Genomic DNA, 14163 nt, shown 5'->3' on the forward strand with positions numbered 1-14163 from the left:
CGCACGTGCGCTCGCCTCTCTCGCAATACTGGACGCTGACCAAGCCGCGCGTCGTCGCCCTGATCGTGTTCACCGCGCTCGTCGGCATGTTCCTCGCGGTTCCGGGGTTGCCGCCGTGGAAGGAAACGGTGTTCGGTCTGCTCGGCATCTGGCTGGCGGCGGCATCGGCGGCGGCGATCAACCACGTGCTCGACCAGCGCATCGACGCGCTGATGGCGCGCACGCACGATCGGCCGTTGCCGACGGGCGGTTTGCGCACGTCGCAGGCGGTCGTGTTCGCGGTCACGCTGGGCGTGGCCTCGATGGCGATCCTGGTGTTCCTCGTCAATCCGTTGTGCGCGGCGCTGACCTTCGCATCGCTGATCGGCTACGCGATCGTCTACACCGGTTGGCTGAAGCGCGCGACGCCGCAGAACATCGTGATCGGCGGCATCGCAGGCGCCGCGCCGCCGTTGCTCGGCTGGTCGGCGATCACCGGCATGGCGGGCGAGAGCGATTGGGCGTACGCGCTGACGCTCGTGCTGATCATCTATCTCTGGACGCCGCCGCATTTCTGGGCGCTGGCCATCTTCCGCCGCGAGGACTATGCCAAGGCGATGGTGCCGATGTTGCCGGTGACGCACGGCGTGACCTACACGCGCTGGCAGATCCTGTTCTACACGGTGCTGCTGGTGCTCGCGACGTTGCTGCCGTGGGCGCTGCACATGAGCGGCACCTTCTACATCGGCGGCGCGGTCGTGCTCGGGTCGGTCTTCCTCTGGCACGCGTGGCGGCTGCTCGATCCGCCGGACGAGTTCTTCGCGATGCGCACGTTCCAGTACTCGGTCGTGTACCTGATGGCGCTGTTCGCCTTCCTGCTGCTCGACCATTGGCTGATGCCCTGGCTGCAGCCGGGTTCGGCGCTCGACTTCCAGCCGGTCGCCTTCCGCTGATCCCCCGGCGCTGAAACTGCGCCCTGCGTCGCGTTACATCGCGACGCACTCCGCAATTGCCGCACCGTGCGGGCCGCGGACGCGCGCGTTGTGACGCACGGCCCAAACCCCTGTTGCCCGCACGCCAACTATCGGCTTCCGGAATTAGGGGATTCCAACATGCAATCCGACCGCAACGCCGACCGCAGTGAACGCAGCGCGCGCGTGCTGCTCTTCTTCATCCTCTGCGCCGCCGTGTCCTGGGCGCTGGCCAGCGCGCCGGCGTAACCCGCATCGAACTCCTGCGCAGGCAGGAGGCGCCGGAGGCGCCCGGCACGCGACCGTGCGTGCCAAGCACTTCCGGTACTCCTGCCTGCGGGGGCTTTTTCCGCCCCAACGGTTGAACCACGCCGTCACAGCCGCGCATCCACTCGCGCATCGTCGCGCGATGTCGGAGACGCCCCATGCGCACGCTCCTGCGTAGCTCTGCAATGACGCTCGCGTTGTTGCCCGCCTTCGCCCATGCCGGGCAATCCGACCTGGTGTGGCGCAACACCGCCACCGGGCAAACCGTCCTCTGGAAATCGGCGAATGCCGCGCAAACCGTCGCGTTGCCGATCGTGCCCACGGCCTGGCGCATCGCCGCGGTCGCCGACTTCGACGGCGACACCGTCGCGGACCTGCTCTGGCGCAACGCCGCCACGGGGCAGAACCGCATCTGGCGAATGGGCAACGCGCAGTTGCAGATCGTGGTGGCCACGGTGGCCGCGCCGTGGGACATCGTCGGGGCAGGGGATTTCGATTACGACGGCGCCGCCGACATCCTGTGGCGCAACGCGGTCACGGGAGCCAACCGCATCTGGCGGTCGGGCAACGTCGCAACGCAGGTGGCACTGCCCTCGGTACTCAACGGATGGACCGTCGCGGGCGTCGGCGATTTCGATCTCGACCACTACGACGACATCCTCTGGCGCAATGCGCGCACGGGCGCCAACACGGCTTGGCGTCGCGGGAACGCCGCGACGCAGCGACCGATCGCATCGGTCGGCAATCCGGCGTGGACCATCGCGGGCATTGGCGATTTCGGCGGCGATGGTGGCGACGACCTGCTGTGGCGCAACACCGCGACGGGCGAAAACATCGTCTGGCACAGCGCGTATCCGAGCACCTTCACGACGCAGCGCCTGGCCAGCGTACCCAACATGGCGTGGCGCATCGCCGCTACTGGCGACTTCAACGGCGACGCGCGTGCCGACGTGTTGTGGCGCAACACCGCAACGGGCCAGGACACGGTGTGGCTCAGTGGACTGGCGGGGACGCAGGCGCCGTGCGCAACGGTGGCGAGTGCGCAATGGAGCGTCGTGGGCGCGGGCGAATTCGACGCACCGGCCGCGCCGCCCGAACCGCCACCGATGCCGCCGCCGTACCCGCCGCCGTATCCCTACTGACCAGGCTCAGGCGCGCGTCATCAGCAAACCGCGCAGCTCGTCCTTGTCCTGGTCGTCGAGGGCGCCGGCCTGCTTCTTCGCCTGCAGTTCGTCGATGCGTTGCTGCACCGTCTGCTTTTCCAGTTGCGCCATCGTGTCGAGGAATTCGGTCTGCCACATGCCTTCGTCGCCAGGCAACGATTGCGTGGCGAGCTTGTGCAGGGCCGCGGCCTCTTCGCGTTCGCCGAAATGCTCGAGCACGCCGCCGGTGCGGATGTCGGGACGCTCGCGCACCAGGGCGACGAGTTCCGACAACAACTCGACGCCGGGCTGGCGCAACGCGGCGAAACGATAGGGCGGCTCCAGCGCGAGCGCGACCGACGGCTGCGCCAGCAACAAGGCGATCGCGCTGCGCACCAGGCTCCGCTTGGGGGCGGGGACGTTCGGTGCATTGCGCGCGCGCTGTGCCGGCACGTGCGTTTCCGGCCCGCTCGCGCGTGCACCGACGCCGGTGAGTTCGGTCAGGCGCTGCTTCATCAGATCGCCGAACGCACCGTCGGGGATCTGCGCGAGCAGCGGCTTGCAGCGCTCGGCCAAACGCGCCTTGCCGTCGAGGCTGCCCAGGTTCACGTCCGCGCTCATCTGCGAATAGAAGAACTCCGACAGCGGCATCGCCTGGCGCAAGCGCGCATCGAACCCGTCGCTGCCCTCCTTGCGCACGATGGTGTCGGGATCCTCGCCGTCGGGCAGGAAGAGGAAGAAGGCCTGGCGGCCGTCCTTCATGCGCGGCAACACCGATTCGAGTGCCTTCCACGCCGCGCCGCGACCCGCGCGGTCGCCGTCGAAACAGAAGAACACGTCGGCCGCGTTGCGGAACAACAGTTCCGCGTGGTCCGGCGTGGTCGCCGTGCCGAGCGTGGCGACCGCCTGCGACACGCCGTACTGCGCGAGCGCGACGACGTCCATGTACCCCTCGACGACGATGAGCCGGTCGAGCTTGCTGTTGACCTGGCGCGCCTGCCACAGGCCGTACAACTCGCGGCCCTTGTGGAAGAGCGCGGTCTCCGGCGAGTTGAGGTATTTCGGCGAATCCTCGGGATCGAGCACGCGTCCGCCGAAGGCGATCGTGCGCCCGCGGCGGTCGGCGATGGGAAACATCAGCCGGTCGCGGAATTTGTCGTAGACGTGGCCCTTGTCGTTCTTCGAGAACATCCCGCCGCGCTCGAGCAACTGCATGCGGCGCTGATCCGTGCCGAGCGCATCGCGCAACGCATTGAAGCCATCGGGCGCGTAACCGATGCCGTAACGCTCGGCGATCTCCGGTGCAATGCCGCGTTTTTCGACATAGGCCCGCGCCTTGTCGCTGCCCGCCAGGTGCTTGCGGAAGAACTTCGCCGCCGCATCCAGTGCGGCGAACAGATCGGTGGTGTCGTGGTTTTCGTTCTTCTGCCGCGTGTCGCGCGGGATTTCCATCCCGACGCGCTTTGCGAGCTCGTCGACCGCGTCGAGGAATTCGAGGCGGTCGTAGTTCATCAGGAACGAGATCGCGGTGCCGTGCGCGCCGCAACCGAAGCAGTGGTAGAACTGCTTGGTCGGCGAGACGGTGAAGCTCGCCGAGCGTTCGTCGTGGAAGGGGCAACGCGACGCGAATTCCTTGCCCTGGCGCTTGAGCGGCACGCGCGCGGCGATCACCTCGACGATATCGGTGCGCGCGAGCAGGTCGTCGATGAAAGCGTCGGGGATGCGGGCCATCTGCGTGAGGATGCCACGCGGCGTGCGCGGGCGCCGCCGGTGCGTGCGATCAGCCGCCGGACAGGCGGCGCTTCACGATCGAGGAGACCTCGCCCATGTCGGCCTTGCCGGCCAGGCGCGGCTTGAGCACGCCCATCAACTTGCCGATGTCGCCCGGGCCCGCGGCACCGCTCTCGCGCACCGCGGCGTCGATGGCGTCCTCGATCTCGGCTTCCGACATGCGGGCCGGGAGGTAGTGCTCGATGATCGCGATTTCGGCGCGCTCGATGCCCGCGAGATCCTCGCGGCCCGCGGCGTCGTACTGCGATACCGAATCGCGGCGCTGCTTGACCATCTTGTCGAGGACGGCGATGACCTGGGCGTCGTCGAGGGTGACGCGCTCGTCGACTTCCTTCTGCTTGATCGCGGCGTTGATCAGGCGGATGACGCCCAGGCGTTCCTTCTCGCCGGACTTCATCGCGGCCTTCATGTCGTCGGTCAGCTGGTTCTTCAGGCTCATGGGGTGCTCCTTGCGAGGCGGCGCATCATCGCGCGATGGGCGCCGCAGAAATGCGAAAAGCCGGCGGCGCTTGGGGCGCGGCCGGCTTCGCGAGATGCTGCGACTGGAACGGGCGGGGCGAGGACTCGCCGCCGCGACCGATCAGTACAGGCGCTGGCGCTTGGTGACGTCGCGCGAGGTGCGACGGGCCTGGCGCTTCACCGCGGCGGCGGCCTTGCGCTTGCGTTCCTGCGTCGGCTTCTCGTAGAACTCGCGCTTGCGGGTCTCGGCGAGTACGCCGGCCTTCTCGCAGGTGCGCTTGAAGCGGCGCAGGGCAAACTCGAAAGGCTCGTTTTCGCGGACTTTGACGCTCGGCATACGGTTTCTCGGTCTTCTGTTTGGGTTGCTGCACAAGTGGACGACCACCGGGCAGACCCGGGGAGCCGCGTATGATAGCCGCGTCCCTTCCGCAGGCGCAACCGCGCGGCGGACTGTAATTCACGGTTTGCGGGCCCCATCTGCCTCCCATGCGCGTCCTCGGCATCGAAACCTCCTGCGACGAAACCGGCGTGGCCGTCTACGACACCGCGCGCCCGGGGCCCGACGGCCTGCGCGCGCACGCCGTCTACAGCCAGATCGCCCTGCACGCCGAATACGGCGGCGTGGTGCCCGAACTGGCCAGTCGCGACCACGTCCGCAAGCTCCTGCCCCTTATCCGCCAGACGCTGGGGGAGGCCGGCCTGTCGACCGCTGACCTCGACGGCGTGGCCTATACCGCGGGCCCGGGGCTGGTCGGCGCGCTGCTCGTGGGCGCCGGCGTGGCCCGTTCGCTGGCCTGGGCGCTCGACGTGCCCGCCATCGGCGTCCATCACATGGAAGGACACCTGCTGGCGCCCCTGCTGGAGGATCCGGACCTGGAGCCCCCCTTCGTGGCCCTGCTGGTCTCCGGCGGGCACACGCAATTGGTCGGCGTCGATGCCATCGGCCGCTACCGGCTGTTGGGCGAGACCCTCGACGACGCCGCGGGCGAGGCCTTCGACAAGACGGCCAAGCTCATGGGCCTGCCGTATCCGGGCGGCCCGCAATTGGCGAAGCTCGCCGAAACCGGCCGGCCCGGCACCTTCAAGTTCGCGCGGCCGATGACCGATCGCCCCGGCCTGGATTTCAGTTTCAGCGGCCTGAAGACGCAGGTGCTGCTGGCCTGGCGCGACAGCGACAAGGCCGATTCGACGAAGGCCGACATCGCGCGCGGCTTCGAGGACGCGGTGGTCGATACGCTCGCGATCAAGTGCCAGCGCGCGCTGGACGCGGCGGGCTGCGACACGCTCGTCGTCGCCGGCGGCGTCGGCGCGAACAAGCGCCTGCGCGAAAAACTCCACGCCATCGCGGACAAGCGCGGCGGCCGCGTGTGCTTCCCGCGTCCGTCGCTGTGCACCGACAACGGCGCGATGATCGCCTTCGCCGGCGCGCTGCGGCTCCAGGCTGGCCAGAACAGCGGACGCGAAGTGCACGTGCAACCGCGCTGGGATATGGCATCGTTGCCCGCCGTCCCGCCCGCGACCACCGCATGACCGACTCCGTCTTCATCGAAGGCCTGCAGATCGACACGCTGATCGGCATCTACGATTGGGAGCGCCGCATCCGGCAACCGCTCGTGTTCGACGTCGAGATGGAATTCGACAACCGCAAGCCCGCGGCCACCGACGCCATCGCGGACACGCTCGACTACAAGGCAGTGAGCAAGCGCCTGATCGCGTACGTGTCGGCGTCCGAATTCGGCCTGGTGGAAACCCTCGCGGAACGGTGCGCGGAACTGATCCTCGCCGAATTCCCCGTCGCCCGCCTGCGCCTGAAACTGAGCAAACCCGGCGCCGTGCGCGGCGCGCGCGCGGTGGGCGTGCGCATCGAGCGCAGCCGCGCGTGAGCAGCAAGGCGTATCTCAGCCTCGGCAGCAACGTCGATCCCGAGCGGCATTTGCGTTCGGCCCTCGCCGCGCTGCGTGCGCGCTTCGGCGACGTCGCCGTCTCGCCGGTGTATCGCGTGCCGGCGGTCGGCTTCGAGGGCCCGGATTTCCTCAACGCCGCGGCGGTCATCGAGACGGACCTGGATCCGTTCGCGCTCGTCGAATGGCTGCGCGATCTCGAACGCGACAACGGCCGCATCCGCGGGCACGTGAAGTTCAGCGACCGCACGCTCGATGTCGATCTCGTGTATTTCGACGATGTCGTGCTCGATCTCCCGCAGTTGCAATTGCCGCGCCCCGAATTGCGCCATGCCTTCGTGCTGAAGCCATTGGCCGACATCGCGCCGGCGTTCGTCGATCCCGTGCGGAACGTCTCGTTGGCCGACTTGTGGCGCGCGCATCCCGAATTCGGCGACACGCTGGAAACGGTGGCGCTTTAGCCTTCCAGTGTGCGCCCGCCGTCGAGGCGTACCACCTGGCCGGTCATGTACGTGGCCTCGCGCAACAACCAGCGCACGGTCTCCGCGATTTCCTCCGGCGTGCCCGTGCGATGCAGCGGCGTGCGGTCGAGCATCGCCTGCTTGGCTGCATCGTCCTTGCCGTCGTCGGGCCACAGGATCGCGCCGGGCGCGATCGCGTTGACGCGCACCTGCGGCGCCAGTTCCAGCGCGAGCGCGCCCGTCATGTGCACCAGCGCGGCCTTGCTCATGCCGTAGAGCGTGTGCGAGCGCAGCGGCCGCTCGGCGTAGATGTCGGCCATGTTCACGATGGCGCCTTGCGTCATCCGCAGATGCGGGGCGGCGGCTTGCGAGAGGAAGAACGGCGCGCGCGCATTGGCGTTGAACAGCGCATCCCACTGGTCGAGCGTCGCCTGGCCGACGGGCGTGGCGAAAAACGACGAAGCGTTGTTCACCAGCGCATCGAGGCGGCCGAAGCGGCCGATCGTGTGGGCGATCAGTTCGGGGAGGCGATCGAACTGCGCGAGGTCGGCCTGCAAAACAAGCGTGGAGCCCTTGCGTGCCCCATCGAGTTCGGCGGCGAGCGCGTCGGCGGCATCGCGCGAGGCATGGCAGTGGATCGCGACGTCGAACCCGTCCGCATGCAGCCGGCGCACGATGGCCGCGCCCAGGCGGCGGGCGCTGCCGGTGATCAGGGCGACGGGACGGGCGATCGTCATGGGCGCTTGCGGTCCTTCCGGCTATCCTGCCGGCATTGTCGATGTATTTGCCGTCCATGTCCGCAACGCCGGAATCACACGCCGCCCTCCCCGCGCCCGACGCCGACGCGCTCGCCCACAGCGAGCGCCTGCGCACCGCCCTCCAGGCACACATCCATGGCGCGGGCGGCGCGATCCCGTTCTCGCGCTTCATGGAGCTGAGCCTCTACGCACCGGGGCTGGGCTATTACAGCGCGGGCGCGACCAAGTTCGGCGCCAGCGGCGACTTCGTCACCGCGCCGGAACTCGGCCCGTTGTTCGCCGCGTGCGCGGCCGACAGCTTCGCGCCGGTGTTGCAGCAGTTGGGCCCGCAGGCGGACATCGTCGAGCTCGGTGGCGGCAGCGGCGCCTTCGCCGAAGTCGCACTGAAGAAACTCCTCGCGGCCGACGCGCTACCCGCGCGCTACGCGATCCTCGAGCCCAGCGCCGACCTGCGCCAACGTCAACAGGAGCGCTTGCGCGAACGGCTCAACCCGTTGCTCTACGACCTGGTCGAATGGCTCGATGCGCCGCCGCAGGACGCGTGGAGCGGCGTGCTGTTCGCCAACGAGGTGATCGATGCGCTGCCGACGCCGCGCTTCACGCTGCGCGACGGCGAAGTGTTCGAAGAACACGTCGCGCTCGATGGCGAAGGCCGCTTCATCCGCACCGACCGCCCGGCCGATGCACTGCTCGCCGCCGCGGTGCGCCATGTCGAACGCCAGCGCGACGAACCGTTCCCCGACGGCTATCGCTCCGAACTGTTGCCGCAGTTGCCGTACTGGATCCAGGCGGTGATCGGCGGATTGCGCAGTGGCGCGATGTTGTTCATCGATTACGGGTATCCACGCCGCGAGTTCTATTCCGCGCAACGCACCAACGGCACGCTGCGCGCGTTCCGCCGCCATCGCATGGTGGAGGACGTGTATGCGTTGCCGGGTTTGCAGGACATCACCGCGTCGGTGGATTTCACCGCGCTTGCCGAAGCGGGCACGGGTGCCGGCTTCGACCTCGCCGGTTATTGCACGCAGGGCAGTTTCCTCATCGGCAACCGGCTCGAGCACAACCTCGCCGCCGCCGAAGCGCGCGCGCACGACGAAGCGCAACGCTATCGCCTCCGGCAGGAAGCCAAGCACCTCACCTTGCCCGGCGAAATGGGCGAACGCTTCCAGGCGATGGGCTTCCAGCGCGATGTCGAATTCGGCGCGGCCTTCCTCGTCGGCGACCTGAGCTGGCGCTTGTGATGCGCTGGCCGGGGTCGCGGGCCGCGAAGCCTTTCGCGCGGCCGCAGCGGTGGCTCGGGATCTGGTGGGGCATGATCGCGGTGGTGATCGTCGGGTCGCTGCTGCCGGCGTTGTTGCTCCCGGACCTGCCGGCGGGCAGCGACAAGATCGAACATCTGCTGGGCTACGCGATCCTGGCGGCGATGGCCGTGCAGGTGTTCGCGGGGTGGCGCGCGTTGACCGCCGCGGCGGTGTTCCTCGTGGCGCTCGGCGTCGGGATCGAAGTCGCTCAGGACGTGCTGACGACGACGCGCGCGATGGACGCGATGGATGCGGTCGCGAATACGTGCGGAGTTGTGTTGGGCGCTGCGAGCGCACTGACGCCGCTGCGCGATGCGCTGTTGCGGGCGGACCAGCGTTACGAGGCGTCTTCGCGGCGCTGACGCGCGGCACCGATCGCGCGGATGCGCGCCTTCGCCAACGCTTCGCCCAACGCCGGGCCTTCGAGTCCTTCGCGCGCCACGTCCGCCGCGCGCACCGATTGCGCGACGTCGAGCAACCGCATCAGTTCCTCGCGCTGCGGATAGGCGACGTCCTGCAATCCCGCGCGCCCGCGCTTGTCGGCTTCGCACACCAGGCCGAGTTGCGCGATGCGCGCCGGTTGGCGGAAGCCGTCGCAGCGTTGCAGCAACTCGTGCACGGTGCGGTCGCGCAATTCGAGCAGGCGATGCACGTTGAGATGCTCGCGGCACGCGATCTTCGCCAGGTCGCGATGCTGGAAGGGCACCTTCAACCGATCGCATAGCGCGCGCAGGGGCGCGAGGCCCGCGTGTTCGTGGCCCAGGTGCTTCGGCAGCACGTCCTCGGGCGTCAGCGCCTTGCCGAGATCGTGCACGAGCGCCGCGAAACCGACGACCGCATCGCCGGGCGCCAGGCGGGCGGCCATGTCGCAGACCAGTTCGATATGCACGCCCGTATCGACTTCCGGGTGGTACTCCGCGCGCTGCGGCACGCCGTACAACGCGTCGATCTCGGGCAACACGACGGCCAGGGCGCCGCATTCGCGCAACGTGCGCAGGAACGCCGAAGGCGTTTTCGACGCCAGTGCGCGCACGAGTTCCTGCCACACGCGTTCGGGTACGAGGTCGGCCATCTCGCCCGACGCCACGATCTGCCGCATTAGCGTCATCGTCTCGGGCGCGACGGTGAAGCCCAGGGCCGCGAAGCGCGCCATGAACCGCGCCGCGCGCAACACGCGCAAGGGATCTTCGACGAACGCGGGGCCCACGTGCCGCAGCACGCGATGCTCGAGGTCGCGCGCGCCATGCCAGGGATCGACGAGCGTGCCGTCGTCGCGCTGCGCGATCGCGTTGATCGTGAAGTCGCGGCGCTGCAGGTCTTCCTCGAGCGTCACGCCCGGATCGGCATCGACGACGAAACCGCGATAGCCGCGGCCGGATTTGCGCTCGGTGCGCGCGAGTGCGTACTCCTCGCCCGTCTGCGGATGCAGGAAGACCGGGAAGTCGCGCCCGACCCCCTTGAACCCCCGGGCGAGCATCTGTTCCTGCGTGGCGCCGACGACGACGAAATCACGGTCGCCCGCCGGCAGCCCGAGCAAGCGATCCCGCACCGCACCGCCGACGAGATAAGTCTCCATCGGCGCGATTCTATGTCTAGTTCGCGGGCGTCGCGGCCGGGCAGGCGAAGGCCTTGCGCTTCCCGGCGCTGCCGCGCATGCGGTCGCTCACCGGGGCGGCGTCGCCGTTGAGGCGCCAGTCGTAGATCACGCTGAAGGCGAGCACGCGCGCGACGTACTCGCGCGTTTCCTTGTAGCTGATGGTCTCGATCCAGAAATCCGGATCCATGCCGGGGCGCTGCGCCTTCCAGCGCGCGAGTGGCGCGGGCCCGGCGTTGTAACCGGCGAGGACCATGTAGGGCGGGCCGTACTTGTCGTAGAGCTGTCGCAGATACGCGGTGCCGATGGCGATGTTCGCATCGGGGTCGTACAAGGTCTGCGGCCCGTTCCAGGCCAGGCCGATGCGGCGCGCAGTGGCCAGGCCCGTGGCGGGCACCACCTGCATCAGGCCCATCGCGTTCGCGCCCGAGCGCGCGTTCGGATTGAACACGCTCTCGGCGCGGATCTCGGCGGCGACCCACGCCGGGTCGAGCCCGTTCTTCGTCGCCTCGCGGCGGATGGTGGCGTCGTGGTGCAACGGAAAGCGCAAGCCGTACATGCGCGTTTCCTCGGGCCGCTTGCCGAGCGCGAACACGGCGCGATCGAACCACCCGTGGTCCTGCGCGACCGCGACGGCGAGGCGCCGTTGCGTGTCGTCGAAACGCGAGAGCGCATCATCCCACTCGCGTTGCGCCCAGCCGGGGCGGTCTGCCTGGTAGAGCGCCAACGCGCGCACGATGGCGGGGTCGCGCGCGATGGCCGCCTGCTGCGGCGTGCCGAGCGCGACGTCGACCGGGCACAACGCGTACGGCTCGCCGATGCGATCGGCCGCGAGGAAGCCGTGGAATTCCGGCTTGCGCGCCGCCTGCCGATACAACGCCTGCGCGCCCGCCTTGTCTCCCGTGATTTCGGTCAACCGCGCCTGGAAATACGTCCAGCGCGAATCTCCGCGCTGCTTGTCGCCCATCTTGCGGATGCCCGCGAGCGCCGCGGGCCAATCGCTGCGCGAGAGTGCTTCGCGCACGCGCCACTCGTGCAGGCGATCGTCGTACGCGCTCGCGGGCACCGCGTTGAGGCGGCGCGCGGAATCGGGTTCGTAGGAGGCCACCGTCCACAATGCGGCCTGGTACAGCGGACGCGCGCGGTCTTCCTCGGTGAACTGCAACGCGCTCGCGAACTTCGGCAGTTGCGTGTCGACGAGCATCGGCACCGACTTGGCCAGGCGCGCGAGGCCTTGCGAGGCCATCAGGCGGCTGCGTGGCGTCTTGGGCCAGGTGAGCGCGCGGTCATGCACCGCTTCGAAGAACGCGGCGTAATCGTTGGCGAGCGCCAAGTCCTCCGCCGGCAAACCGCGCGCGGCGCTGCGCATCACGGCGGGTTCCCATTCCTTCGCCGCGGCCTCGATGCGTTCCCACCGCAGCGTTGCGGGCAATCCGCCCTTCGAGGCGAGCAGCGAGAACGGCGCATCGCACGTCGCAGGCAAGGGCTTGCCCGTACTGCGCCACATCGCCTGCGCGTCCGCGATCCATTGCGCGTCGGCCGCGCCCGTGGCGGCGCGCGCTTCGAGCTCCGCGCAGCGCAGGCCATCGTCCTTGACCGATGGTTTCCACGCGCTGCGGAACGCCGGCCAGTCCTCGCGGCGCGCCGTGGCCGCCAGCCACAGTTCGCGGAACGCGCCTTCGAGCGCCTGCCCTTTGTATTTCTGCAGGAATGCCTGCGCGCGCGGCGCCGGCGTGCTGTCGATGTCGCGCTTGAGCTGCGCGAATTCCACCCAGCCCGCGAGCGGATGGTTGGCGACGGCGGCGGATTGTTCGGCGGAGAGCGTGCCACGGTCGGCGGCGCTCAACGCTTCGCGGATCTGGTCGCGCTGCGGGATCACCAGGATCGGTGCATTGCGCAGCGGTGGCGGCACGATCCGGCCCTGCTGCGCGAAGGCAGACGGCGAAGATGCGCAACACAACAGGCAGGCGAACAGCGGCAGCGAATGTCGCAACATGGCGATCCGTTGGGGGAGACGAACACCTGGGCCGACTATAGCCGAGGCTTCGTGAATCGCTCAGCGCAGCGCGTGCTCGGGCACGTCGATCTCCGCGGCGATCGCCAGGTGGTCCGAATACGCCGCCGCGAACGCTTCCATCTTCGCGACCTGCAGGTCCGCGGTGGTGAGGATGTGGTCGATCGCGCGCTGCGGCCGCCAGCTGGGGAAGGTCGGCACGCACAGCGCCGGCGGCTGCAGGCGCGTGCGCTTGTACAGCTGCTGCATTTCCGGCCGGTCCGGGTCGCAGTTGAAGTCCCCCATCAGGATCGCGTGCGGGTGGTCGTGCAGCAGTTCGGCGATGAAGGACAGTTGCGAGGCGCGCGAGCCCGCGCCGAGCGACAGATGCGCCACCGCCACCGTCAGGCCGTCGTCGCCGTTGCCGAAATGCGCGAGCAGCACGCCGCGCCCGCGCACGCGGCCGGGCAGGGGATGGTCGTGCACTTCGACCGGTTCGAGTTTCGACAACAGCCCGTTCGCGCTGGAGGCGAACCCGCCGACGTTGCGGTTGGGCTGGTGGCTCCAGTACGCGAAGCCCCCGCGTTGCGCGAGGTAGTGCGTCTGGTTGGTGAACCCCGAGCGCAGGCTCCCGGGGTCGCTTTCGTTGAGGCCGACGATGTCGTGCGTGCCCGCCAGTTGCGCGATCGCATCGAGGCTGCCGCGCTTGTTGCCCGCGGGCAGCACGTGCGACCAGCTGCGCGTCGCGTAATCCGCGTAACGCCGGGTACTCGACCCGGCCTGGATATTGGCGCTGAGCAGCTTGAGGCGTTTGTGCGACATCGTCCCTGCGTGGTGTCCTGCGATCAGCCCTGCGACGGGGCGGTGGCGCCCGCCGCGCGTTCCTTCGCGATCAGGCCGCTGGCGATGCGCAGCATGTCCTCGAAGCTGTTGCCGGTGACCTTGTACTTGCCGTTGACGATCAGCGTCGGCGTGCTGTTGGCGCCCGAGCGGATCATGAACTGGCGGCCCTTCATGACCTGCGCGTTCACCGAGAAGGAGTTCATCGTGCTGAGGAAGTCCTTCGGGTTGGCGCCGTACTTGCCGTAGAAGTTCGCGATCGCCTGTTCGTCCACGGGGTCGCCTTCGCCCGGCATCGTCTGCGTCACGTGGATCTCGCGGATGAGCGCCGAATGCGAGCGGTCGACCAGGTTCATCGACTCGGCGACGTAGAAGGCCTTGGCGTACGGCGTCCACTCCGGGCCGAACGGCGCGGGCACGTAGGAGAAGCGCACATCGCCGGGCAGCTTGGACTTCCATGCGGACACCAGCGGGTCGAACGCGGCGCACGCCGGGCAGACGTAGCCGAAGACTTCGACGACTTCGATCTTGCCGTTGAGCGGCTTCCACGGTTCGCCGCCCTTGATGGCGACGTAGTCGGTGCCTTCGACGAGGCCGGAGGCATCGGCGGCCATCGCCTGTTGCGCGGCGGCGTCGGCGGCGGCGTTCGGCGCGGGTGCGCCGGTGGACGCGGCGACGGGGGCGGCCGAGGTGCTGGCGGCGGGTT

The 14163-nt window shown here is 68.9% G+C and carries 15 protein-coding genes; 7 read left to right on the forward strand and 8 right to left on the reverse strand.

The features are described 5' to 3' along the window. Positions 1 to 5: 5 nt before the first annotated feature. Together LF41_RS14065 and LF41_RS14070 are read left to right on the forward strand one after the other, a co-directional pair. Positions 6 to 932, forward strand: a complete 927-nt coding sequence (locus LF41_RS14065; RefSeq protein ID WP_036171031.1) for a heme o synthase — start codon at positions 6 to 8, stop codon at positions 930 to 932. A 443-nt stretch (positions 933 to 1375) separates the two neighbouring features. Then, entirely contained in the window at positions 1376 to 2359 is a 984-nt protein-coding gene (locus LF41_RS14070; protein ID WP_152600026.1) for an FG-GAP repeat domain-containing protein, read from the forward strand. 6 nt (positions 2360 to 2365) lie between these two features. On the opposite strand, the gene dnaG is transcribed toward LF41_RS14070, so the two are convergent. The 3 genes from dnaG to rpsU form a co-directional block, all read right to left on the reverse strand. Next, complete coding sequence (gene dnaG, locus LF41_RS14075; RefSeq protein ID WP_036170817.1) at positions 2366 to 4090, reverse strand: DNA primase; 1725 nt, start codon at positions 4088 to 4090, stop codon at positions 2366 to 2368. 49 nt (positions 4091 to 4139) lie between these two features. Beyond that, positions 4140 to 4589, reverse strand: coding sequence for a GatB/YqeY domain-containing protein (locus LF41_RS14080; protein WP_036170819.1), 450 nt, complete (start codon positions 4587 to 4589; stop codon positions 4140 to 4142). 141 nt (positions 4590 to 4730) lie between these two features. Continuing rightward, positions 4731 to 4946: a 30S ribosomal protein S21 gene (rpsU, locus tag LF41_RS14085; RefSeq protein WP_036170822.1), complete on the reverse strand. Its 216-nt coding sequence runs from the start codon at positions 4944 to 4946 to the stop codon at positions 4731 to 4733. Positions 4947 to 5095: 149 nt separating this feature from the next. On the opposite strand from rpsU, the gene tsaD reads away from it, so the two are divergent. Genes tsaD through folK form a run of 3 tightly spaced genes read left to right on the forward strand, consistent with a single transcriptional unit; the run spans position 5096 to position 6971 of the window. Further along, the gene (gene tsaD / locus LF41_RS14090; RefSeq protein WP_036170825.1) at positions 5096 to 6139 is read left to right on the forward strand and encodes a tRNA (adenosine(37)-N6)-threonylcarbamoyltransferase complex transferase subunit TsaD; all 1044 of its coding nucleotides are present in this window, start codon (positions 5096 to 5098) and stop codon (positions 6137 to 6139) included. Further along, the gene (folB, locus tag LF41_RS14095; protein WP_036170827.1) at positions 6136 to 6492 is read left to right on the forward strand and encodes a dihydroneopterin aldolase; all 357 of its coding nucleotides are present in this window, start codon (positions 6136 to 6138) and stop codon (positions 6490 to 6492) included. Before tsaD ends, folB begins: the two co-directional genes overlap by 4 nt. Next, entirely contained in the window at positions 6489 to 6971 is a 483-nt protein-coding gene (gene folK / locus LF41_RS14100; RefSeq protein WP_036170829.1) for a 2-amino-4-hydroxy-6-hydroxymethyldihydropteridine diphosphokinase, read from the forward strand. The genes folB and folK overlap by 4 nt, the downstream gene beginning before the upstream one ends. On the opposite strand, the gene LF41_RS14105 is transcribed toward folK, so the two are convergent. Then, positions 6968 to 7708 (reverse strand): pteridine reductase, encoded by a 741-nt coding sequence (locus tag LF41_RS14105; RefSeq protein ID WP_036170831.1) that lies wholly within the window; start codon positions 7706 to 7708, stop codon positions 6968 to 6970. The two genes, folK and LF41_RS14105, sit on opposite strands and share 4 nt — an antisense overlap. 41 nt (positions 7709 to 7749) lie before the next feature. Between LF41_RS14105 and LF41_RS14110 the strand changes: the two genes are divergently transcribed. Beyond that, the gene (locus LF41_RS14110) at positions 7750 to 8970 is read left to right on the forward strand and encodes a class I SAM-dependent methyltransferase (RefSeq protein WP_202594056.1); all 1221 of its coding nucleotides are present in this window, start codon (positions 7750 to 7752) and stop codon (positions 8968 to 8970) included. Then, positions 8970 to 9392 (forward strand): VanZ family protein, encoded by a 423-nt coding sequence (locus LF41_RS14115; RefSeq protein WP_052116461.1) that lies wholly within the window; start codon positions 8970 to 8972, stop codon positions 9390 to 9392. The genes LF41_RS14110 and LF41_RS14115 overlap by 1 nt, the downstream gene beginning before the upstream one ends. Here the strand turns inward: LF41_RS14115 and LF41_RS14120 are convergent. The 4 genes from LF41_RS14120 to LF41_RS14135 form a co-directional block, all read right to left on the reverse strand. Continuing rightward, entirely contained in the window at positions 9368 to 10606 is a 1239-nt protein-coding gene (locus LF41_RS14120; RefSeq protein WP_036170833.1) for a multifunctional CCA addition/repair protein, read from the reverse strand. The genes LF41_RS14115 and LF41_RS14120 overlap by 25 nt on opposite strands. A gap of 16 nt (positions 10607 to 10622) precedes the next feature. Then, positions 10623 to 12620: a lytic transglycosylase domain-containing protein gene (locus LF41_RS14125; RefSeq protein WP_036170835.1), complete on the reverse strand. Its 1998-nt coding sequence runs from the start codon at positions 12618 to 12620 to the stop codon at positions 10623 to 10625. Positions 12621 to 12680: 60 nt separating this feature from the next. Further along, a complete protein-coding gene (locus LF41_RS14130; RefSeq protein WP_036171040.1) occupies positions 12681 to 13418 on the reverse strand; it encodes an endonuclease/exonuclease/phosphatase family protein in 738 nt (245 codons plus the stop codon). 44 nt (positions 13419 to 13462) lie between these two features. Further along, a partial coding sequence (locus tag LF41_RS14135; protein ID WP_036170837.1) for a thiol:disulfide interchange protein DsbA/DsbL occupies positions 13463 to 14163 on the reverse strand: 701 nt, incomplete at its 5' end.

The sequence above is a fragment of the Lysobacter dokdonensis DS-58 genome (genome assembly GCF_000770795.1).
GTDB lineage: Bacteria > Pseudomonadota > Gammaproteobacteria > Xanthomonadales > Xanthomonadaceae > Noviluteimonas > Noviluteimonas dokdonensis.

What these genes read in the sequence shown, in the direction of transcription:
- LF41_RS14080 (WP_036170819.1), bottom strand. Translation starts at nt 4,589, where the DNA reads ATGAGCCTGAAGAACCAGCTGACCGACGACATGAAGGCCGCGATGAAG.
- LF41_RS14125 (WP_036170835.1), bottom strand. Translation starts at nt 12,620, where the DNA reads ATGTTGCGACATTCGCTGCCGCTGTTCGCCTGCCTGTTGTGTTGCGCA.
- LF41_RS14105 (WP_036170831.1), bottom strand. Translation starts at nt 7,708, where the DNA reads ATGACGATCGCCCGTCCCGTCGCCCTGATCACCGGCAGCGCCCGCCGC.
- LF41_RS14115 (WP_052116461.1), top strand. Translation starts at nt 8,970, where the DNA reads ATGCGCTGGCCGGGGTCGCGGGCCGCGAAGCCTTTCGCGCGGCCGCAG.
- tsaD (WP_036170825.1), top strand. Translation starts at nt 5,096, where the DNA reads ATGCGCGTCCTCGGCATCGAAACCTCCTGCGACGAAACCGGCGTGGCC.
- LF41_RS14110 (WP_202594056.1), top strand. Translation starts at nt 7,750, where the DNA reads ATGTATTTGCCGTCCATGTCCGCAACGCCGGAATCACACGCCGCCCTC.
- dnaG (WP_036170817.1), bottom strand. Translation starts at nt 4,090, where the DNA reads ATGGCCCGCATCCCCGACGCTTTCATCGACGACCTGCTCGCGCGCACC.
- LF41_RS14120 (WP_036170833.1), bottom strand. Translation starts at nt 10,606, where the DNA reads ATGGAGACTTATCTCGTCGGCGGTGCGGTGCGGGATCGCTTGCTCGGG.
- LF41_RS14070 (WP_152600026.1), top strand. Translation starts at nt 1,376, where the DNA reads ATGCGCACGCTCCTGCGTAGCTCTGCAATGACGCTCGCGTTGTTGCCC.
- folB (WP_036170827.1), top strand. Translation starts at nt 6,136, where the DNA reads ATGACCGACTCCGTCTTCATCGAAGGCCTGCAGATCGACACGCTGATC.
- rpsU (WP_036170822.1), bottom strand. Translation starts at nt 4,946, where the DNA reads ATGCCGAGCGTCAAAGTCCGCGAAAACGAGCCTTTCGAGTTTGCCCTG.